Origin of the sequence: Brevundimonas staleyi, assembly GCF_041893865.1 — a bacterium.
In the GTDB taxonomy this organism is placed as follows: domain Bacteria; phylum Pseudomonadota; class Alphaproteobacteria; order Caulobacterales; family Caulobacteraceae; genus Brevundimonas; species Brevundimonas staleyi.
Map to the genome: position 1 here is coordinate 3,427,348 of NZ_CP169082.1, position 20,924 is coordinate 3,448,271.

Below are 20,924 nucleotides of genomic sequence, written 5' to 3' on the forward strand. Positions count from 1 at the left end.
AGAGCTTGAGAACAATATGTCTAGACATACCACGCATCCGCGATTTGGCGAGGGAGGCCTTGAGATGAACCCGGACTGGCTGACCGTCGTCGAAGGCGATGCGCCCCTGATCGTCGCTTTCCCACACACGGGGACCGACATTCCCGCCGACATCGAGCCCCGGATGGTCTCGCCCTGGCTGGCCCGCAAGGACGCCGACTGGTGGGTGGACCGCCTCTACGACTTCATCGGAGAGATGGGCGTGACCACGGTCCGCACAGGCGTCAGCCGCAGCGTCATCGACGTGAACCGCGACCCGTCCGGCGCTTCCCTCTACCCCGGCATGGCGACGACGGGCCTCTGCCCCGTCGAGACCTTCGATGGCGAGCCCCTGTATCGGCCCGGTGAGGAGCCGGATCAGGCCGAGATCGACCGTCGTCGCGCGACCTGGTTCGACCCGTATCACGACGCCCTGACCGCCCAGATCGAGCGGCTCCGCGCCAATGGCCCGGTCGTCCTCTATGACGCCCATTCGATCCGATCGGTGGTGCCGCGCCTGTTCGACGGCGAGCTGCCGCAGTTCAACATCGGCGACAACGGCGGCGTCACCTGCGCCCCGGAACTCAGCCAGGCGGTCGAGGCGGCCTGCGCCGTCACCGGCTGGACCCACGTGCTGAACGGCCGGTTCAAGGGCGGGTGGACCACGCGCCACTATGGCCGTCCCGCCGAGGGCATCCATGCCATCCAGATGGAGCTGGCGGATCGCGGCTATATGCTCGATCCAGACGGCGAGGTGTCGGAGGCGAACTGGCCCTCGCCCTATGAGCCCGCCCGCGCCGAGACCATGCGGGGTCACCTCCGCGCCATCCTGACCGCCTGCGCCGACTTCGCCCGGAAAGCCTGACATGACCCAATCGAACGCCCGCGTCGTCCGCAGCCCCCGCGGCCCCGAGATGACGGCCCAGACCTGGGCCGCCGAGGCGGCGCTGCGAATGCTGATGAACAACCTCGATCCCGAGGTGGCCGAGCGGCCGGAGGACCTTGTCGTCTATGGCGGCATCGGCAAGGCGGCGCGCGACTGGGCCAGCTTCGACCGGATCGTGGAGAGCCTGCGGGCCCTCGCGCCGGACGAGACTCTGCTGGTCCAGTCGGGCAAGCCGGTCGGCGTCTTCCGCACCCATGCCGACGCCCCGCGCGTCCTGATCGCCAACTCCAACCTCGTGCCGAAGTGGGCGACCTGGGAGCATTTCAACGCGCTCGATCGCAAGGGTCTGATGATGTACGGCCAGATGACGGCCGGGTCTTGGATCTACATCGGCACCCAAGGGATCGTTCAGGGCACCTACGAGACCTTCATGGAGGCCGGACGCCAGCATCACGGCGGCGACTGGTCGGGCAAATGGATCCTCACAGCCGGCTTGGGCGGCATGGGCGGAGCCCAGACCCTGGCGGCGACCATGGCGGGGGCGTCGTGCCTGGCCGTCGAATGCCAGCGCAGCCGGATCGAGATGCGTCTGCGCACCCGCTACCTCGACGTCATGGCCGAGACGCTGGACGAGGCCCTGGCCCTGATCGAGGAGGCCGGGCGCACCGGCAAGCCGATCTCCGTGGGCCTGCTCGGCAACGCCGCCGAGGTCCTGCCCGAAATGGTGAAGCGCGGCGTTCGCCCCGACCTCGTCACCGACCAGACCAGCGCCCACGACCTGATCAACGGCTACCTGCCCATGGGCTGGACCGTCGCGGAATGGGAGGACAAGCGCGTGTCCGATCCCGCCGCCGTCGAGGCCGCGGCGCGGAAATCCTGTGCCGTCCATGTGCAGGCGATGCTCGACTTCCTCAACGCCGGCATCCCGGTCACCGACTATGGCAACAACATCCGTCAGGTCGCCTTCGACGAGGGGGTGGCGGACGCCTTCGACTTCCCGGGCTTCGTGCCGGCCTATATCCGCCCGCTGTTCTGTCGCGGGATCGGGCCGTTCCGCTGGGCGTCCCTGACGGGCGATCCGGAGGATATCCGGAAGACCGACGCGGCGATGAAAAAGCTGTTCCCGGACAACGCAGGCCTGCATCGCTGGCTCGACATGGCGAGCGAGCGGATCGCCTTCCAGGGCCTGCCGGCGCGAATCTGCTGGATCGGTCTGGGCGACCGTCACAGGGCGGGTCTGATGTTCAACGAGATGGTGGCCAAGGGCGAGTTGAGCGGCCCCATCGTCATCGGCCGAGACCATCTGGACAGCGGATCGGTGGCCAGTCCGAACCGCGAGACCGAGGCCATGATGGACGGCACGGACGCCGTGTCCGACTGGCCCCTGCTGAACGCGCTCCTGAACACGGCATCGGGCGCCAGCTGGGTGTCGCTGCACCACGGCGGCGGGGTCGGGATGGGCTATTCCCAGCACTCGGGCGTGGTCATCGTCGCCGACGGCACGCCGGAGGCGGCGGCCCGACTGGAGCGGGTCCTGTGGAACGATCCGGCCACCGGCGTCATGCGCCACGCCGACGCCGGCTATGAGATCGCGCGCCAAGCGGCACGCGAGCACGGCCTGAACCTGCCGTCGCTCAAATGACGACGCACGACTTCCCTTCTCCCCTCGGGGGAGAAGGTGGCAGGCGGAGCCTGACGGATGAGGGGGCAAGCGCCGCAGTCGCCGCTCTCTCCCGTCGGACATCCGGCCTGATGACGCATACCCCTCATCCGAGCCGCTCCGCGGCCCACCTTCTCCCCCAAGGGGAGAAGGAAGGAGTTTTCGCATGACCCAGATCACCCTCGGCTCCGAGCCGCTGACGCTCGCCCAGTTGCGCGCCGTCCTGGACGGCCCGGTCACGGTCGGCCTGACCGACGCCGCCTGGGCCGATTTGGAGAAGAGCGCCGCGACGGTGGCCGCCATCATCGCCGAGGGCCGGACGGTCTACGGCATCAACACCGGCTTCGGGCTTCTGGCCAACACCTCGATCGCGCCGGGCGATCTGGAGACGCTGCAGAAGAACCTGGTCCTCAGCCATGCCTGCGGGGTCGGGCCGCTGCTGGACGATGCGGTCGTGCGGCTGATCCTGGTGCTCAAGATCGCCAGCCTGTCCAAGGGCGCCTCGGGCGTCAGGCGGGAGACGCTGGAGGGGCTGATCGCCCTGGTGAACGCCGACGTCCTGCCCTGTATTCCGTCCAAGGGATCGGTCGGCGCCTCGGGCGATCTGGCGCCCCTGGCCCATATGTCCTGCGTCCTGATCGGCGTCGGCGAGGCGCGGCATCTGGGTCAGGCGCTGGACGCCGAGACGGCCATGGCGCGGGCGGGCGTTGAGGTCGTGACCCTGGGGCCCAAGGAGGGTCTGGCCCTGCTGAACGGGACCCAGTGTTCGACGGCCCTGGCGCTGGCGGGCCTGTTCGCGACCGAGGCCGCCTTCGCCGCCGGGATCGCGGCGGGGGCCCTGTCGGTGGATGCGCTGAAAGGGTCGGACGCGCCGTTCGATCATCGCATCCACGCGCTTCGCAACCAGCCCGGCCAGATCGCCGTGGCCGCGACCCTGCGCGAGCTGATGGCGGGCTCGGCCATCCGCGACAGCCACCGCGAGGGCGACACCAAGGTGCAGGACCCCTACTCCCTGCGCTGCCAGCCCCAGGTCATGGGGGCGGTGCTGGACGTCATCCGCAACGCCGCCGCCATGCTGGAGCGCGAGGCCAATGCGGTGACCGACAATCCGCTCGTTTTGATCGACGACGGGGACGTGATCTCGGGCGGAAACTTCCATGCCGAGCCGGTGGCCTTCGCGGCGGATCAGTTGGCCATGGCGCTGTGCGAGATCGGCAATATCTCCGAGCGTCGGACCTCCATCCTGGTCGATCCCAAGATGAGCGAGCTGCCGGCCTTCCTGGTCAAGGAGAGCGGGCTGAACTCCGGCTTCATGATCGCCCAGGTGACGGCCGCCGCCCTGGTCGCCGAGAACCGGATGCTGAGCCATCCCTGCAGCGTGGACACCGTCCCGACCAGCGCCAATCAGGAGGACCACGTCTCCATGGCCACCCACGGCGCGCGGCGTCTGCTGGAGATGGCCGAGAACACCGCGACCGTGGTCGGCATCGAGCTTCTGGCCGCCGCGCAGGGGATCGAGTTCCACCGGCCGCTGAAGAGCTCGACGGCGCTGGAACAGGTCTGGTCCATCGTGCGGGAGGCGGTCGCCGCCTATGACAGCGACCACTATTTCGCGCCGGACATCGCCCGGGCGACGGACGGGGTCAGGGCGGGCCGGTATCGGGGGTTCGCGGAGGCGTTGCTGCCCTCGGCATGAGGGCCGGATTGGACTCTGGAGGGACCGAGTCCAAAGAGTCCAAAACTTAAGACTGAGAATTAATTCACAGCCTTAAGGCCTTAGACCGTCGGGCTTTTGTTGTTGCGGTTTTCGAGCCTCGGGTCGGTCCGGGTTTGCACTCACGCCCGGATTTCTCAGCGAGGCGTGACCGTCAGCGACTCTGGGCGATCGACCTCAGCCCCGCCAGAAGGGCGTCGCTGGTCCGGCCGGTGCGGCAGCCGCCGGCGAGGATCAGGCGTAGCGCCTGGGCGTGGACCTGGATCGAGGGCCAGTGCCAGTTGTCCGCCTGGATCATGCGGTCGGCGATGTCGCAAAGGCTGTAGGCCGCCTCGAACAGGGGGCCGGTGTCGAAGAAGCCGGCCAGATCGACGATGGACGAGGCCAGTTCGTAGACGCGCGGACCCGCGCCGTCGGGCGCCTCGGCGCAGAGTTCTTCCAGCAGGATGAGCGTCCCGCCGACCATGGCCATGGCGTCGTCGCGGTGGGTTTCCAGGGCGGCGTCGGCCTGACGCTCCAGATCGCGGACCATGCGGCCGCCGGGTTCGTGGAGCTGTCGCGCCAGCGGGCTCTTGACCTTGAACAGACGGGCTTCGGTCACAGGGAGACCTTCATCGGCTTCATCAACATGTCGATATCGGACTGGTCCATATTGGCCTCGGTGGCGGCGCCGACGGTCTCGGACAGGTCGCCGTCGCGGCGGCCCGGCATGCCGATGGGCGGGCCGAAATTCCTCACGCGCCGGTCGGGTCCGACATAGGTCTCGCACTCCACGAACTGACGCTCGTCGGCGCCGAGCCAGAGGATGCGTTGCAACAGGACGGTCGGGGTCAGGGGCTTGGTGACGACGAAGCTGGCGCCGCAGTCGCGCCCCTTGTGAACCTTCGATTGGGCCGCGTGGCCGGTCAGCAGGATGACGGGGGTGTAGCGGACCGGCGGCGGGGTTTCGCGCCGGAGCCACTTGGTGAAGTCGTAGCCGTCCATCCCCGGCATCGAACAGTCGATCAGGACCAGGTCGACGTCGCGCGTCTGCATGATGCTGATGGCATCCTGCGTCGAGCCGCACTTCATCTGCTGCTTGACCCCGAAGCCGTGGAAGATCGAGCTCAGCATGTCGAGCGACTTCTGGTTATGGTCGACCAAGAGCACGGTGGAGCGCGCGAGGTTGACCCGTTCGGGGGTGGGGGGACGCGCCATCGGTCAGTCGAACAGGGTCAGCTCGCCGGAGCCGGGGGCGGACATCGAAGGACGACGAGCGACACTCTCGCCGCCGACCAGCCGCTCGTAGAGGTCGGACAGGGTCAGGGCGTGCAGGGCCGTGTCGACCGGCGCGCCGGCGCCGATGGCCGCGGCCATGCCGCTGAGCCCTTCCAGTCGCTGGATCAGGAGGTCGAACTGTTGGACCCCGGCCATGGCCTCGGCGCGGCGCTCGGCCGGACAGTCGGCGACCAGCTCCGTGGTCAGATCGGCCAGTTCCTCCAGCCGGGTGCGGATCTCGGCCAGTTCGTCGGAGACGGCGACCAGCAGGAGGCGGGAACGGGCTTTCAACATCAGAACAACTCCACGGCGCCGGTGGCGACCGGTTCGATGCGGGGCGGCGTCGGGGCCGGCACATGGCCGTCCGTCACCGCGCGTTGCAGGGCCCGGCCGGTGGCCGGCCAGTAGTGAAGACGACGCCCGCCCACGCCGCGCAGGCTGCCGCCGATGACGGGGATGCCTTCGTCGCGCAGGAAGCGTTCGGCGAAGTCGGCGTTCTGCTGGCCCACGTCGCGAAGGCTGTCGAACATGCGGCCGCCGCCGAACAGCTTGGCCTCCAGCCGGTCGCGCCGGGCGCCGGCCTTGAGCACGTCGTTGATCAGGAGCTCCATCGCATAGGCGCCGTAGCGACGGCCCGCGTCGGTCCCCGCCCCCGCCCCTTCGGGCAGGAGGAAGTGGTTCATGCCGCCGACGCCCGTGTCCGGATCGCGCAGGCACATGGCCACGCAGCTGCCCAGGATGGTGGTCAGCAGCACGTTCGGGTCGGCGGTCACATGGTGCTCGCCCTGGCCCACGTGGATCCGCTTTTCGGTGGCCAGGGCCTCGGGCGACATCATGTCAGAGGACCGAAGACGCCTTCCAGCTTCTCTTTCAGCTGGGCGACGGTGAAGGGTTTGACCAGGTAGTTGTTGACCCCGAACTGGACCGCGCGCTGGACCAGTTCGCGGTCGGCGCGGCCGGTCAGCATGATGAAGGCCGAGCCTTGCGTCGGCGGGTGGGCGCGGACGGCGCGGAGCAGGCCCAGGCCGTCGAGCTTGGGCATGTTGAAGTCCGAGATGATCAGGTGGGCGGGCTTGGCGATCATCTCGCGCAGCGCCGCCTCGCCGTCGGCGGCCTCGCGGAACTCGCGCATGCCGATCTGCTGCAGGCTGGTGCGGATCAGGCCACGCATCGACATCTGGTCGTCGACGATCAGGGTATGGATGGCGGAGGCGGCGGGCATCGGAAACCTCAGGCGGCTGACTGTGCGGAGGGGGAGGCGCACAGGTCGAGAATGGCGGAAGACAGACGGGCGAGCGGGAGCTGGCGCTCGACGGCGCCGATCTCATGGGCGACGCGGGGCATGCCGTAGACGACGCAGCTGGCCTCATCCTGACCCAGGGTGCGAGCGCCGGCGTTGCGCATCTCCAGCAGGCCCTGCGCGCCGTCGCGGCCCATGCCGGTCAGGATGACGCCGGTCATCGGGCGCTTCAGGCGGGCGACGGACTGGAACAGGACATCGACGGAGGGGCGGTGGCCGCTGACCGTGTCACCCTGGACCAGACGGCAACGCGGCGTGGTTCCGGAGACCTCCAGATGGGTCATGCCGCCGGGCGCCAGATAGACGTGGCCGGGCATCAGGAGGGCGCCGTCGGTCGCCTCGGTGACCGTGGCCGCCGAGGCCTTGTCCAGGCGGGCGGCGAAACTGGGGGTGAAGGTCGCCGGCATGTGCTGGGTGATGACCGTGGCCGGACAGTTGGCGGGGAAGGCCGAGACGATGGTCAGAAGCGCCTCCACGCCGCCGGTCGAGGCCCCGATGGCCAGGATGTGGTCGGCGTTCGCGCGGTAGTCGGCGCGTGGGCGGGGAGCCTCGGCCGCCTCGCGGCGGCGGACGCGCGAGCGGGCGGCGGTCTTCACCTTCAGGGTCAGTTCGGCGAAGGCTTCCTGGGCCGTGACGCCGGCGCCGGGTTTCCCGACCGCGTCCACCGCCCCCATCTCGAGCGCCTGAAGCGTGATCTCGGCGCCGGCCTGGGTCAGGGTCGAGACCATGACCACCGGCATGGGCCGCAGCCGCATGATCTTCTCGAGGAACTCCAGCCCGTTCATGTTGGGCATCTCGACGTCCAGGGTGATGACGTCGGGGTTCAGTTCCTTGATGAGGGCGCGCGCCTCCAAGGGGTCGGCGGCCGAGCCGATGACCTCGATCTCGGGATCGCGACGGAGGGCAGCCGTGATCAGGCCGCGCATGGTCGGCGAGTCATCGACGACGAGGACGCGCACGGTGCTCATGCCGCCAGCCTGTAGGTCGTCAGGCCCGAGGTGCGCAGCTGGTTCACGGCCGGGCCGCTGACCCGCTCGGAATGGCCAATGTAGAGGGTGGCGCCGGGGGTCATCAGCGGGGTGAACCGCTTCCAGACCTTCTCCTGGGTCGCGTCGTCGAAATAGATCACGACGTTGCGGCAGAAGATGACGTCGAACTTACCGCGCATCGGCCAGTCGCCGATCAGGTTCAGCTCGCGGAAGGAAATGAGGTCGCGGAGCGCCTGGTTGGCGCTGAGCATGTCGCGGCCCTGCATCGGAGCCTTCTCGAAGAAGCGGTGGCGCAGCATGGCCGGTGCGGCTTCCAGATGCTCGGCCGAATAGACCCCGGCGATGCCGTCGGCGACCATGTTGGGGTCGATGTCGGTGGCCAGGATCCTGACGTCCAGCTCGTTGGCCTCGGGCAGGCAGGCCAGGACCGTCATCGCCATCGAATAGGGCTCCTGCCCGTTCGAGCAGGCGGCGGACCACAGGCGGACCCGCTCGCCGCGACGGGCGCGCTCGGCCAGGACCGGCATCACCTGATCGCGCAGGTGTTCGAAATGGTGCGGCTCGCGGAAGAAGCGGGTGACGTTGGTGGTCAGGGCCGCCGTCATGGCCTGACGCTCGTCCACCCCGTCGGAGCCCTCGATCAGGGCGCAGTAGTCGCGGAAGCTGCGCAGGCCGAGCGAGCGCAGCCGCTTGGCCAGACGCGAATAGACAAGCGCCGCCTTGCCCTCGTTCAGGGCGATGCCGGCGTGGCTGTGCAGGATTTCTGCGATGTGGCGGAAGTCCTCGGCGGTGAAGACGAACTCGCCTTCGACCAAAGACGCCCGATCGGCGCGGGTGGTCATGCGGCCTCGGCTTCGGTCTCGGGGACGATCCGGTCCAGCTCGATCAGGCTGATCAGGCGGCCGTCCAGGGCGAACAGGCCCTTCACGAACGACTTCACCTGTTCGCTGGCGACGTCGGGCGTCGGCTGCATGGCTTCGTCGGTCAGCTGGATGATGTCGGAGACGGCGTCGACCAGAAGGCCCACCATCCGGCCGCCGACGTGGGCGACCATGATGACGTGACGGGCGGTCGGCTCGGACGTGCGCAGGCCGAAACGGGCGCCCAGGTCGATGATCGGCAGGACGGCGCCGCGCAGGTTGATGACGCCCTTCATGAAACCGGGCGCGCGCGGAAGCGGCGTCGCGGGCGTCCAGCCGCGGATCTCGCGCACGGCCATGATGTCCACGCAGAACTCCTGCTCGCCGATGCGGAAGGCGATCAGTTCGCGGGCGGCGGCGTTGGTGGCTTCGGTCATGATCTAGCTCGCGATCTTGAGTTCGTTACGGGCGGCGGTCTCGTGCCGCACGAAGCGGCGGCGCGAGGAGGCGACAATGGCGTCGACGTCCAGGATCAGGGCGACACGGCCGTCGCCCAGGATGGTCGCGGCGGCGACGCCGTCGACGGGCTGGTAGTTGGTCTCCAGGCTCTTGATGACGACCTGGCGCTGGCCCTGGATGGCGTCGAAAAGGAGGGCGGCGCGGGAGCCGGCCTCGGTCTCCACGACCACGGCGACGCCGGTCTCGGCCTGCATCGGGGCGTCACGGAAGCCCATGCCGAGCGCCACGTCGATCAAGGGCACGAACTGATCGCGGAAGCGGATCACCGGGTCGTGGCCGCCGACGTAGTGGATGTCCTCAAGACGCGGGGTCAGGCTTTCGACGATGGCCGTCAGGGGGGCGACCAGGGTCTGTTCGGCGCCGGTCACCACCATGCCGTCCAGCACGGCGAGCGTCAGCGGCAGGCTGAGAGTGAAGGTCGCCCCCTTGCCCGGCGTCGAGGAGATGGAGATGCGGCCGCCCAGCGCCTGGATCGAGCGCTTGACCACATCCATGCCCACGCCCCGGCCCGAGACGTCGGTGATGGTCTCTGCGGTCGAGAAGCCCGGCAGGAAGATCAGGTTGTCGATCTCGTCGTCGGTCAGGACGGCCTCCTCGGCGATCAGGCCGCGCGAGACGGCGATGCCCTTCACGCGCTCGCGGTTGATGCCCTTCCCGTCGTCGGAGATCTCGATGACGATCCGGCCCGAGCGATGCAGGGCGACCAGACGGACGGTGCCCTCGGCGGGCTTGCCGGCGGCCTCGCGCTCCTCGGGCTTCTCCAGCCCGTGGTCGATGGCGTTCCGCAGCATGTGGGTGATCGGCTCGGCCAAACGTTCGACCACGGTCTTGTCGACCTCGGTGTCCTCGCCGGCGGTGACCAGACGGACGCGCTTGCCCGTCATCTCGCCGACCTCGCGGACGAGACGCGGCATGCGCTGGAAGACCGACTTCACGGGCTGGGCCCGGATGGCCATGACGCTGTCCTGGATCTCGCGGGTCAGCAGCTCGAGGTCTTCCAGACCGACCGAGATGCCGGACGAACGGGCCAGGCCGCTCTCGATCACGCGCTGGGCCAGCATGGCCTGCTGGATGACCAGTTCGCCGACGACGTTGATCAGGCGATCGACGCGGTCGAGATCGACGCGAATGGTGACGGCGGCGGGCTGAGCCGGGGCGTTGGCGGCGGCGGCGGCCGGCGCAGGCGTCGAAGCGGGGGCCGCCGCGATTTGCGGGGTCTGCGGTTCCGGAACCGCGATTGGCGGCATCGGCGGGTCTTCGGCGAAGATTTTTGCGGTCGCGGTCGGGGCGACCGGCTCGGCAATGACCGCCATCTCCGGTGCGGCGGCGACCTCCGCCTGGGCCTTGGCCAGCAGGGCGGCGATGTCGAACTCGGGGGCGGCCGGTTCGACCTCTATAGTTTTGCTAAAGCTATCGACGGCCGAGACGGGGCGGATCGACAGGTCGCAGTCGGTCTCGACGAAGTCGAAGACGTCGCGGATCGCGGCCTCGTCGGCGTCCGTGGTCAGGTCGATGGCCCAGGAGAGATAGGACTCTTCGGCGTCCAGCGCATCGAGGTCCGGCAGGGCTGAAGCGTCGAGCGTCACGCTCAGTTCGCCCAGGCGCGACAGCTCGCGCAGCAGGATGCCGGTCTCGTTGGCGTTGGCGTACATCCGGCCGTGCGGATGGAAGACGATGCGCCAGGCGTCGGCGGCGGGCGCGGCGACCGGCTCGGCCGGGGCGTCCAGATCGGCCAGGTTGAAGGCGACCGGCTTGAAGCCGAACTCGTCGCCGTCGAGGTCCGACAGCGGGGCGACGGCGACCGGGGCGAAGACGGGCTCCGGCTCGACGACCTCTGCGGCGACCAGCGCGGCCTCGCCGTGGGTCAGGGCTTCCAGCTCGGCGACCAGACCGGCGGAGCGGGCCTCATCCACCGGCGCGCCCTGACCGCGCGCGGCGGCGATGTGGTCGGCCAGCACGTCGGAGGCGCGCAGCAGGGTCTTCACCGTGACGTCGTCGCACGGCTTCCGTCCCGAGCGGATCTCGTCCAGCAGGGTCTCGAAGACGTGGGCGAACCGGACCAGGGCGTCGAGGCCAAAGGCCCCTGCCCCGCCCTTGACCGAGTGGACCGCGCGGAAGACGGCGTTGACCGTCTCGTTGTCCGCACTGCCCTGCTCGATCGCCAGGAGGCCCGCTTCCAGGTCGGCGAGCAGCTCCTCGCACTCCTGGAAGAAGACGACCTTGATGGCCTCGAACGGATCGACCGCGTCAGACATGGGTCAGGCCGCCACGCGCCGAACGGCGTCGACCAGCTTGGCCGGGTCGAACGGCTTGACGATCCAGCCGGTGGCGCCGGCGTCGCGAGCGCGCTGCTTCTTGGCGGCGTCGCTCTCGGTCGTCAGGACCAGCACCGGCGTGGCGCGGTGGTTTGGGTCGGCGCGCACGCCCTCGATCACGCCGAAACCGTCCATGCGGGGCATGTTGATGTCGGTGATGATGACGTCGGCGCCCTCGGCCGCCAGGGTCTCCAGCCCGTCCACGCCGTCCACGGCCTGGATGACGCGATAGCCGGCGTCGACCAGGGCCATCATCAGCATGTCGCGCATGGTGCGGCTGTCGTCGATGGTCAGGACGGTCTTGGTCACGAGAGGTCTCCTTCAGGGGCGGCCTCGGCGGCCCCGAACGCGTTCCACTGATCGGCGAATTCGCGAGAGACGTCGTCGATCTTCAGGGTGTGTCCGTCCCTGGCCCAGGTCTGCTGGGCCGAGATCAGGACCTGCAGGCACAGCCCGCCCAGGCGCTCGACGCGCGAGGCGTCGATGACGACCGACTGGCCGCGCATGGGCAGGAGGGCCGCCTTGAGCGGCTCGGCCTGGGCCAGGTCCAGCACGGCAGGCAGGGACAGGGTGGCGGCCATCAGAACTCTTCCCAGCCGTCTTCGGCGGCGACCGGAGCCGGCTTCAGGGCCGCGCCGCCGCGACCGACGCTCCGCATCTGGGCCACCGGACGGGCGGCGGCCGGACGCGGGGCCGGAGCGGCGCGGGCGGGCGTGGAGACCGCGCCGATCTGGAAGCGGGCGACCGAACCGGCCAGGACCTCGGCCTCTTGCGAAAGCGAGTGGCTGGCGGCGGTCGACTGCTCGACCATGGCGGCGTTCTGTTGCGTGACCTGGTCCATCTGGTTGACGGCGGTGTTGACCTGCTGGAGGCCGGTCGCCTGTTCCTGGGCCGAGGCGGCGATCTCGGAGACCAGGCCGTCGATCTCGGCGACGCGGCCGACGATCCGTTGCAGGGCCTCGCCGGTCTGACCGACCAGCTGGACGCCGGCATTGACCTGGGTTGTCGAGGCCGAAATCAGGACCTTGATCTCCTTGGCGGCCTCGGCCGAACGCTGGGCCAGGGCGCGGACTTCGGAGGCCACGACCGCGAAGCCGCGACCGGCGTCGCCGGCACGGGCCGCCTCGACGCCGGCGTTCAGGGCCAGGAGGTTGGTCTGGAAGGCGATCTCGTCGATCACGCCGATGATCTGGCTGATCTCCTGGGCCGACTTCTCGATCGCGCCCATGGCGCCGACCGCGTCGCGGACCACGACGCCCGAGGTTTCGGCGTCGCCCTTGGCGGCCTGGACCGTCTCGGAGGCCTGACGGGCGCCCGAGGCGGTGCGGTTCACGGTCGCGGTGATCTCGTCCAGGGCGGCGGCGGTCTCCTCCAGCGAGGCGGCCTGTTGTTCGGTGCGGCGCGACAGGTCGTCGGCGGCCTGGCTGATCTCGCCCGAGCCCGAACGGATGGCCGAGACGTTGGTGACGACCACCGACATGGCGTCCTTCAGCTGGCCGATGGCCGCGTTGAAGTCGTCCTTCAGCTTCACATAGTCTTCCGGGAAGGCCTGGGTCAGGGTGTAGGTCAGGTCGCCGCGCGTCAGGTGATCCAGACCCTCGCCCAGGGCCGAGACGACGGCGGCCTGTTCGCGGGCGGCGGCCTCGGCGGCGCGCTGGTTGCGGGCGCGTTCCTCATCCGACTGACCGCGCAGGGCGGCGCCCTCGGCCTCCAGGCGGGTCTTCTCGATGGCGGCGTCGCGGAAGGCTTCGACGGCGCGGCCCATCTCGCCGAACTCGTCCTTGCGGGCGCTGCACGGGATGTCGAACTGGGTGTCGCCGCCCATCAGACGGCGCATGTAGCCGATCATGTTGTTGACCGGACCGACGATGCCGCGCGTCAGGGTGAAGGCGGCGCCGATCGAAATCAGCAGGGCGGCGACCAGGCCGATGACCAGGGCGATCAGGGCCGTGCCGGCCGCGCTGGCCTGGGCGTCGCGGGTGACCTCAAGAGCGGTCATGTTCAGGGTGTTGAGGGCGTCGATGCTCTCCTCGACGGCATTGGTGTAACGGTCCGCCGCGCCGTTGCGGCCGATCATCGCCACCGCCTGGGCGTGGGTCGCGGGGTTGGCCGCCAGGACCGCGCCCCTGGTCACCACGTTCTCGTACCAGGCGTCGGCGCTCTCCTCGATCGTCGCGGCCAGACGGATGGTCTCGGGACTGGCCTCAGCCCGCAGTTCGCGCAGCGCGGTCTTCATGTCGGCGCGGTGCGTGTCCAGCCGCTCCAGGTAGTAGCGGTCGCCGGACACCAGGAAGCCACGATAGGAGTTCTCCTGACGCGCCATCTTGAACTCGACCAGCGCCGTCTGACGCACGATGGCGTTGGCGACGCCGCGGGCCTCGCCCGCCTGGGTCAGGGCCTGAAGGTTGAAGAAGATGGTGGCGCCCATGGCGCCGATCGCCAGCAGTACGGCCGCGAAGGCGATGGTCAGCTTCTTGCCGATCGGGAGGTTGGTGAAGAACACAGGGAGTTTCCTTGGCGGTCCGGGAAAGAGGGGCGGCGGGAGGTTCAGAAGGCGAAGCTGAGGGCGCCGACCAGGCGGCCCTCGTAGGGCTCGCCCAGGGCGTGGCCGTCGGTGTCGTACCAACGCAGGTCCAGGGAGACGTCGTCGGTCAGCTTGCGCTTCACCCCGGCGTTCCAGGCGACGTATTCGGCGCCGCCGTCGGCGGAGCGATCGGCCAGGGCGATGCTGGCCTTGGTCTTGTTGTCCAGCGCCATCGAGCCCTGCAGTTCGATCCACCAGGCCTCGCGCGTCGCGGCGAAGCCGTCCGGCGTATAGTTGACGCGGAAGCGGGCCGTGACCGGGCCGAAGGCGTGGGTCGCGTCCGCCTGGTATTCGAAATAGTTGCCGTCGACGCCGGCGCGGGTGCCCGGCAGGTCGCGGTTCAGGATGGCCAGGTCCAGCTTGACCGCGCCGACGGTGGGCCGCCAGCCGATCTGGACGATGGTCTCGGCGTCGGCGCCGGACGAGATCTCGGCGGTCGAGGCGAAGACGCTGGCGTAGGTCTGACCGAAGCCGACCTCGACCTGGCCGAAGGGGGCGATCTCTCCGTTCGACTTGCCGGCGCCCTTGCCCATGTATTCGCTGGCGACGCCGACGGTCCAGTTGACGTCCTGGGCGGAGGCGGCGGCCGGAACGAGGACGGCCAGAAGGCCGCCGACAGCGATCAAGGTCTTGGCGGAACGGGCGTTTTGCTCACGGTTCCGGGCAGTCGAGGTCATGAAAAGGCTTCCTTGGATGATGGTCCAAGGATCGAGAGCGCCACCGTATTATTGGTGAATCTTCACCTAGGTAGGATTACCTATCCGCGCATCCGTCCAGCCCTGACGGGTGTCCGCCACGCCGGGCCCGCAACCTGGATTATTCACGTTCGCATGAAATTTAACGGCGTATATTGACGCTGATTACATTCAGGGCGCGGCGCGAATCGACACATGAGCGTCTGACCGGGCCGGCCTTCGCCCGGAGTGGATTGAGGCGACGCGATGTCGCGAGAGAGCGCGATCGCGTTCATTCAGACGAGGACCGAGGGACTGAGCAAGCTCCCCCTGGCCGGCTATGTCGTGGCGGTCGTGGCCGTCGTGGCGGCGATGGGCGTCCGCGCCGCGCTGGAGGGCGTCGGCAGCTTCTACTACCTGCCCCTGCTGCCGGCGATCATGGCCACGGCCCTGCTGGCGGGGCGGCTCGAGACAGCCTTCGCCATACTGTTGTCCATCGCCGCCAACGTCGCCCTGGTGCATCGCGACAGCGTGGTCGACACCGTCGCCAACGCCGTCCTGTTCGCCGCCGTGGCCTGGCTGATCTCGGAGGGCTTTCGCAGCCTGCGCGCCTATCGGACGAGGGCCGGCGAACTGTCGCGCCGCCTGGCCCGGCGCGATCACATGCTGCAGACGATCCTGGCCTCTGTGCCGGTCGTGACCCTGGACCGGCAGGGCATCGTGCGGTCGCTGACCCCTTCGGCCTCGGCCATGCTCGCGGCGCCCGAGGCCCTGGCGGTGGGCGAGCCGTTCGACCTGTTCGTCGAGGGGTTCGACCTGGCGACCTTCCCGACCACGCCGCAGTACGGTCCCCTCGCCCACTGGGTCGCACGGACCGGCGACGGCCGGACGCTGCATCTCAACATCCAACTGGGTCTCAATGAGGATGCGGGCGACCCCGATCACGCCATCATCTCTCTGACCGACCTGACCGATTCCCACGCCGCGGAATCTCATGCGCGCGAGATGCACGCCCAGTTGAACCGGGTCTGGCGATTGAACTCCCTGGGGGAGATGGCGGCGACGCTGTCGCATGAACTCAACCAGCCCCTCAGCGCCTCGGTGACCTATCTGCACGCGGCCCAGACGGACATGAGGAACGCCGGGCCCGCGGCCGACAACGCCAGCCGCACGGTCGATCTGGCCAAGACCCAGCTGCTGCGAGCCGGAGAGATCATCCGCCGGATGCGCGAACTGCTGGCCCACGAAAGCCGCGGCCTCGACGTCGAGAGCACCCACTCCATGATCGCCGACATCCAGGGCGTGCTGGGCATGATCGGGCGCACGGCCGGGGTCTCGATCGAGCTCAGGATCGACGACGCCGACGACGCCGTCTGGGCCGAGCGCATCCAGTTCCAGCAGGCGATGGTCAATCTGGTGCGCAACGCCGTGGAGGCGCTGGACGGTGAAGCGAATCCCCTGGTGGTCGTCACCGGCAGGGCGATCTCGCCCGAGGCCTATGAGATCCGGGTCGAGGACAACGGCGTCGGCATTGCGACCGCCGACATGGAAACTATCTTCCGACCCCTGATGAGTACGAAGACCGGCGGAATGGGACTGGGGCTTTCGGTGACCCGCACCATCATCGACAGTCACGGCGGAACGTTGAAGGTCGAGGCCAGCCCGATGGGCGGGGCCGCCTTCTCCTTCTGCCTGATGCGCGAGCGGGAGCTTGTGGAGCCATGAACTCGATCACCGTCCTGATCGCCGAAGACGACGAGGCCGTCCGCGACGCCCTGCTGATGCTTCTGCGCAGCGAAGGCATCCGAGCGCGCGCCTTCGCCAGCGGGGCCGAGCTTCTGGCCAACCTGCCAGAGGCGGAGGCGGCCTGCGTCGTAACCGACGTGCGGATGCCCGATATGGACGGGACCGAAGTCGTCCGCCGACTGGCCGAGATCAAGGGATCGAGCTGGCCCGTCATCGTCATCACCGGCCACGCCGACGTGCCGATGGCCGTGCAGATGATGAAGGCCGGCGTGGTCGACTTCATCGAGAAGCCGTTCGATCCGAACCGCCTCCTGGAAGCCGTGCGCGGCTGTCTGGGCCATCTGTCGGAACGCAAGAGCGAGCGTCAGGGCCGGGCCGAGATCGCCGAACGCATCGCCCTGTTGAGCCAGAGGGAGACGCAGGTCTTCCGCGCCCTGGTCGAGGGACGCTCGAACAAGGAGATCGCCGCCGACCTGGCCATCAGCCCGCGTACGGTCGAGATCTTCCGCGCCAAGGTGATGAGCAAGATGCAGGCGACGAGCCTGTCGGCCCTGGTGCGGATGGGGCTGGCCTCGCCCGCCGAATAGGATGCCGCCGGCCAAGGGCCGACATTCATCCTAAATACATTCTATGCAACCTAAACGTGCGAACCCTTTGAAAGGCGCACCATGGCTGCATCGACCGTCTCCACCCCGCCCCGCACCGAACTGATCTCCATCCAGTATCTGCGCGCCGTCGCCGCGCTCGGCGTCGTCGTCTGGCACGCCCAGGGCCAGGTCGGCGTGCCGGAGACCCAGGTCCTGCAGGCCGGGATCGAGATCTTCTTCGTCATCTCGGGCTACGTCATGTGGCGGATCCTGAACAAGCGGCCGGTGTCGCCGGGCGTCTTCCTGCAGAAGCGACTAGCGCGGATCGTGCCCCTCTACTGGCTGCTGACGACCTTCATGGTGGTCCTGCTTCTGGTCGCGCCGCATCTGCTGCAGAGCACTCGGTTCGACCTGCCCCATGTGGTCGCCTCCTACCTGTTCGTGGCCTGGCCCAATCCGGTCGAGGCGGCGGGTCTGAAGCCGGTCATGATCCCCGGCTGGACCCTGAACTACGAGATGGCCTTCTATCTCATGCTGACGGCGGCCCTGTTCCTGAAGGCCCGCCTGCGCGGGGCGGTCGTGATCGGAGTTCTGCTTGTATTGACGGTGCTTTCCGTCCTGCCCCTGCCGCCCATCGCCGCCTTCTACGCCTCGCCCTTCATGGCCGAACTGGCGCTGGGCGTGGGTCTGGCCATGGTGCTGCCGCGCGTGCCGGAAGGCTGGCTCCGGCATGGCGGCCTCGTCTTCGTTACGGGTTGCGGGTTGTTGCTCGCGGGCGGGTCGGTGATCGGGCCGGAGGCGCATGGCCGGCTCGTGTTTCTAGCCCTGCCCGCGACCCTGATCGTGGCCGGTCTGGTGGCGGTGGAGCAGGCGGGACGCCTCCCCTCCATCCCGATCCTGAAGGCGATCGGCGACGCCTCCTATCCCCTCTACATGATCCATCCGGTCCTGCTCTCGGCCACGGCCCAGGGCCTGCGGCTGACGGGGGTGGAGATGGCGCCCTGGCTCTATGTGACCTTCGCGCTCGTGGTCACCTCGGTCGTCGGATGGTTCGCCCATCTGTGGCTGGAGCGCCCCCTGATCGCCGCCTTCAAACCGCGCCCTCGCCCCTCCGCGCCGGCCACCCGCGTCCTGACCGTCGTCGCCAACGACGCCCGTTCCTGACCACTTAAAGTTGCAAGCGAAAGCCCCGCCCGTGACGCTCCAGACCCTGTCCGATCCCTCCGGTTCGATCCCGGAGCGCCGACGCCGACCGCGTCGCCAGGCCGCGACCACCACCCCCTTCATCCGCGTCTCGATGGGGATGATGAACCGGATGGTCGGGGCGGCGGACGCCGTGGTGATCCTGAGCGCCGCCCTGATCTTCCACTATCTCGACATCGCAGGACCTCCGCCCCTGTCCTTCTGGCAGACCCTGATCGCGGGACTGGTCGGGGCGGTGGTCTTCGTGGCCTCGCTGGCGACCTGGGGCGGCTATCGCGTCGAACGCTATCGTCGGGTGCGGGGTCAGACGCTGGACGTGGTCGTCGGCGTCACGCTGGCGGCCCTGGCCAACCGCGCCGTCATATGGGCCTTCGAGCCCAACGTCCTGACCGCCCACCTGTGGCTGTCGCTGTGGCTGCTGGCGGTGGTGTGTGGACTGGCGATGGGGCGTCTCGCCTGTGCGGTCGTGGTCGATGCGCTGTGGACGCGAGGGTCCCTGCGTCGCCGCGTCGCCGTGGTGGGGGCGACCCTGATGGCGGGCGACCTTATCCGCCGCATCCGCCAGGAGGAATGGCATCGCGATCTGGAGCTGGTCGGCCTGTTCGACGACCGGGCGCCCAGCGTCGCGGGCACGGTCGAGGATCTGCGTCGTCTGGCCCAGACCCGACGCGTCGACCTGATCGTCCTGGCCGTGCCGTGGAACCGGTCAGAGGAAATCTTCGCCTTGGGCGACCGGCTGCAATGGATCTCGGCCGATGTGGTCACGCCGCTGGAACGGCCGGGCTTCCTGTCGCGCTCCAACGCCCTGACCCAGGTCGCGGGCGTTCCCGCCCTGCAACTGACCCGCCATCCGTTCCGGGGGACGCAAGGCCTGGTGAAACAGGCGCAGGACTATGTGGTCGCGGCCTGCGCCGTCGTCCTGACCGCGCCCATTCTCGCCGTGGCGGCGACGGCTCTGGCCCTGGGCGGCGGCGGACCGGTGCTGTTCCGTCAGGACCGGATCGGCTTCAACGGCCGGCCCTTCTCGATCTACAAGCTCCGGACCATGACGATCGACCCGACCGACGACGGAGCGGGCGGTCAGGTGCGGGGCAACCCCCGCGTGACCCGGCTGGGCGCCCTTCTGCGGCGCACCTCCATCGACGAACTGCCTCAGCTTCTGAACGTGCTGAAGGGCGAGATGTCGATCGTCGGACCGCGCCCCCACGTCGCCGGAATGCGGATCGGCGCCGACCCCTATGCGGAGGCGGTGCGAACCTATGCCGCCCGTCACCAGATAAAGCCCGGCATCACCGGCTGGGCCCAGATCAACGGCATGCGCGGCGGCATCGACACCCTGGAGAAGGCCCGGCGCGGGGTCGAGCTGGACCTCGACTACATGCGCAACTGGTCGCTGCAACTGGACCTGAGCATCATGGCGCAGACCCTGACGCGGCACCTGATGGGGCCGGAGGTGTTCTGACCAGCCACCACGACAGAGCCAGCACAGTGGCCAGCTCGCCCGGCGACAGGACGACCGACACGACCGGCGACACGACCAGAAGGAAGATCGCATAGTCGAGGACGGCCGCCCCGACGACCTGTCCGCGCTGCGCCGCCTCCCACGCCATACGGATAGCGAGGAGGTGAAGCGCCAGCATCAGACCGGCGCCGATGACGCCGTATTCGAACACCACCCCCAGCCAACCGAGATCCGACGGGAAGAAGAAGGGGGTGCCGACGATGTCGCCGAGCGTCACATCGCCGACCCGCGTCGCACTGCCCACGCCGACGATCCAGCGCCAGGGCTGATCGTTCAGGAAGGCCAGGGCGTGTTCGGCCTCGATCTGGCGCATCGACAGGGAGCCGCCCAGGCTGTCGACCGCATCCTGACCCAGCCACAGGACGACCGGAACCGCCGCCGCGATCACCACGGCTGCCGTCGCCATCATGGCCGGTCCCTGCCAGCGGCGCAGGCTGAGCATGGCGCCCAGGCCCAACCCCACGACCGTCCCGCCGATCTGGGCGCGCTGTTTGTACATGACGACCATGGCGACCAGACCGCCGAGGATCAGCAGGGCCTTCCACACCTTCGGTCGTTGCCAGAAGGATCGGTTGATGAGGAACAGCGTCAGAATGCCGAACATCATCGGCGCATTGATGCGACGGCCGCGCTCGACGTCGCTGAGGAAAACCTTCGTGTCCTCGATCCCCTGCTGAAACAGGGCGTCCGGCGCGAAGAGCCAGGCCCCGATCAGGAAGCCGAAGGTGATGGCCGCCAGCACGACGACGGCCCAGGTCAGGTCGCGCGGCGTCGGACGGATCAGCCAGAGCGAAGCCGCCGCGCCGAGCGCCCCGGTCAGGGACCAGATCTTGGCGGTCGAGGCCAGGGCACCGAACGCGTCGTTGCCGAGCTGGGTCACGCTGACGAAGGGCGTCACGCCCAGCAGCCAGGCGCAGGCGGCCAGCAGCAGCGGCTGCCAGGGCGGGTTCAGACGCCAGGCCGCGAACAGGGCCAGCGGCGCCGTCAGGACCGGCCAGGCCTTGGCCAGCAAATAGAGCGGCGGCGCATCGACCACATAGGCGAAGACCCCGCCGAACATCGGCAGGAGAAGGATCATCGCGAGCGTCGG

At 68.9% G+C, this 20,924-nt stretch carries 21 protein-coding genes; 7 read left to right on the top strand and 14 right to left on the bottom strand.

Annotation, left to right across the window (positions count from 1 at the left end):
• The first annotated feature begins 64 nt into the window (after window positions 1–64).
• The 3 genes from hutG to hutH all read left to right on the top strand — a co-directional run bounded on the left by hutG (window position 65) and on the right by hutH (window position 4,260).
• Window positions 65–883 carry an N-formylglutamate deformylase gene (gene hutG / locus ACETK8_RS17315; RefSeq protein ID WP_374037060.1) on the top strand — a complete coding sequence of 273 codons (819 nt, stop codon included), beginning with the start codon at window positions 65–67 and terminating at the stop codon, window positions 881–883.
• A gap of 1 nt (window position 884) precedes the next feature.
• The gene (hutU, locus tag ACETK8_RS17320) at window positions 885–2,546 is read left to right on the top strand and encodes a urocanate hydratase (protein WP_374037061.1); all 1,662 of its coding nucleotides are present in this window, start codon (window positions 885–887) and stop codon (window positions 2,544–2,546) included.
• A 184-nt stretch (window positions 2,547–2,730) separates the two neighbouring features.
• Window positions 2,731–4,260, top strand: coding sequence for a histidine ammonia-lyase (gene hutH, locus ACETK8_RS17325; RefSeq protein ID WP_374037062.1), 1,530 nt, complete (start codon window positions 2,731–2,733; stop codon window positions 4,258–4,260).
• Window positions 4,261–4,432: 172 nt separating this feature from the next.
• Here hutH and ACETK8_RS17330 read toward each other — a convergent pair whose 3' ends face one another.
• The 13 genes from ACETK8_RS17330 to ACETK8_RS17390 are packed head-to-tail and all read right to left on the bottom strand — an operon-like array spanning window position 4,433 to window position 14,779.
• The gene (locus tag ACETK8_RS17330) at window positions 4,433–4,879 is read right to left on the bottom strand and encodes a chemotaxis protein CheE (RefSeq protein ID WP_374037063.1); all 447 of its coding nucleotides are present in this window, start codon (window positions 4,877–4,879) and stop codon (window positions 4,433–4,435) included.
• Complete coding sequence (locus ACETK8_RS17335) at window positions 4,876–5,475, bottom strand: response regulator (RefSeq protein WP_374037064.1); 600 nt, start codon at window positions 5,473–5,475, stop codon at window positions 4,876–4,878. Before ACETK8_RS17335 ends, ACETK8_RS17330 begins: the two co-directional genes overlap by 4 nt.
• Before the next feature lie 3 nt (window positions 5,476–5,478).
• Window positions 5,479–5,829 (bottom strand): hypothetical protein, encoded by a 351-nt coding sequence (locus ACETK8_RS17340; protein ID WP_374037065.1) that lies wholly within the window; start codon window positions 5,827–5,829, stop codon window positions 5,479–5,481.
• Window positions 5,829–6,371 (bottom strand): chemotaxis protein CheD, encoded by a 543-nt coding sequence (locus tag ACETK8_RS17345; protein WP_374037066.1) that lies wholly within the window; start codon window positions 6,369–6,371, stop codon window positions 5,829–5,831. Before ACETK8_RS17345 ends, ACETK8_RS17340 begins: the two co-directional genes overlap by 1 nt.
• On the bottom strand, window positions 6,368–6,757 hold the full coding sequence (locus tag ACETK8_RS17350) for a response regulator (protein WP_374037067.1): 390 nt from the start codon (window positions 6,755–6,757) through the stop codon (window positions 6,368–6,370). Before ACETK8_RS17350 ends, ACETK8_RS17345 begins: the two co-directional genes overlap by 4 nt.
• Before the next feature lie 8 nt (window positions 6,758–6,765).
• Complete coding sequence (locus ACETK8_RS17355) at window positions 6,766–7,803, bottom strand: protein-glutamate methylesterase/protein-glutamine glutaminase (protein WP_374037068.1); 1,038 nt, start codon at window positions 7,801–7,803, stop codon at window positions 6,766–6,768.
• Window positions 7,800–8,666 (bottom strand): CheR family methyltransferase, encoded by an 867-nt coding sequence (locus ACETK8_RS17360; protein WP_374037069.1) that lies wholly within the window; start codon window positions 8,664–8,666, stop codon window positions 7,800–7,802. Before ACETK8_RS17360 ends, ACETK8_RS17355 begins: the two co-directional genes overlap by 4 nt.
• Entirely contained in the window at window positions 8,663–9,121 is a 459-nt protein-coding gene (locus ACETK8_RS17365; protein WP_374037070.1) for a chemotaxis protein CheW, read from the bottom strand. Before ACETK8_RS17365 ends, ACETK8_RS17360 begins: the two co-directional genes overlap by 4 nt.
• Window positions 9,122–9,124: 3 nt before the next feature.
• Window positions 9,125–11,458, bottom strand: a complete 2,334-nt coding sequence (locus ACETK8_RS17370; protein ID WP_374037071.1) for a chemotaxis protein CheA — start codon at window positions 11,456–11,458, stop codon at window positions 9,125–9,127.
• A 3-nt stretch (window positions 11,459–11,461) separates the two neighbouring features.
• Window positions 11,462–11,827 (bottom strand): response regulator, encoded by a 366-nt coding sequence (locus tag ACETK8_RS17375; protein WP_374037072.1) that lies wholly within the window; start codon window positions 11,825–11,827, stop codon window positions 11,462–11,464.
• Window positions 11,824–12,099 carry an STAS domain-containing protein gene (locus ACETK8_RS17380; RefSeq protein WP_374037073.1) on the bottom strand — a complete coding sequence of 92 codons (276 nt, stop codon included), beginning with the start codon at window positions 12,097–12,099 and terminating at the stop codon, window positions 11,824–11,826. Before ACETK8_RS17380 ends, ACETK8_RS17375 begins: the two co-directional genes overlap by 4 nt.
• Window positions 12,099–14,021, bottom strand: coding sequence for a methyl-accepting chemotaxis protein (locus ACETK8_RS17385; protein ID WP_374037074.1), 1,923 nt, complete (start codon window positions 14,019–14,021; stop codon window positions 12,099–12,101). Before ACETK8_RS17385 ends, ACETK8_RS17380 begins: the two co-directional genes overlap by 1 nt.
• A 44-nt stretch (window positions 14,022–14,065) precedes the next feature.
• Window positions 14,066–14,779: a TorF family putative porin gene (locus ACETK8_RS17390; protein ID WP_374037075.1), complete on the bottom strand. Its 714-nt coding sequence runs from the start codon at window positions 14,777–14,779 to the stop codon at window positions 14,066–14,068.
• A 264-nt stretch (window positions 14,780–15,043) separates the two neighbouring features.
• On the opposite strand from ACETK8_RS17390, the gene ACETK8_RS17395 reads away from it, so the two are divergent.
• From ACETK8_RS17395 to ACETK8_RS17410, 4 genes are all read left to right on the top strand, one after another.
• Window positions 15,044–16,501: a sensor histidine kinase gene (locus ACETK8_RS17395; protein WP_374037076.1), complete on the top strand. Its 1,458-nt coding sequence runs from the start codon at window positions 15,044–15,046 to the stop codon at window positions 16,499–16,501.
• On the top strand, window positions 16,498–17,109 hold the full coding sequence (gene fixJ, locus ACETK8_RS17400) for a response regulator FixJ (protein ID WP_374037077.1): 612 nt from the start codon (window positions 16,498–16,500) through the stop codon (window positions 17,107–17,109). The genes ACETK8_RS17395 and fixJ overlap by 4 nt, the downstream gene beginning before the upstream one ends.
• An 81-nt stretch (window positions 17,110–17,190) precedes the next feature.
• The gene (locus tag ACETK8_RS17405; RefSeq protein WP_374037078.1) at window positions 17,191–18,273 is read left to right on the top strand and encodes an acyltransferase family protein; all 1,083 of its coding nucleotides are present in this window, start codon (window positions 17,191–17,193) and stop codon (window positions 18,271–18,273) included.
• Window positions 18,274–18,304: 31 nt separating this feature from the next.
• Window positions 18,305–19,774, top strand: a complete 1,470-nt coding sequence (locus tag ACETK8_RS17410) for an exopolysaccharide biosynthesis polyprenyl glycosylphosphotransferase (protein ID WP_374037079.1) — start codon at window positions 18,305–18,307, stop codon at window positions 19,772–19,774.
• Here the strand turns inward: ACETK8_RS17410 and ACETK8_RS17415 are convergent.
• Window positions 19,725–20,912 carry a hypothetical protein gene (locus ACETK8_RS17415; protein WP_374037080.1) on the bottom strand — a complete coding sequence of 396 codons (1,188 nt, stop codon included), beginning with the start codon at window positions 20,910–20,912 and terminating at the stop codon, window positions 19,725–19,727. The genes ACETK8_RS17410 and ACETK8_RS17415 overlap by 50 nt on opposite strands.
• Window positions 20,913–20,924: the final 12 nt, after the last annotated feature.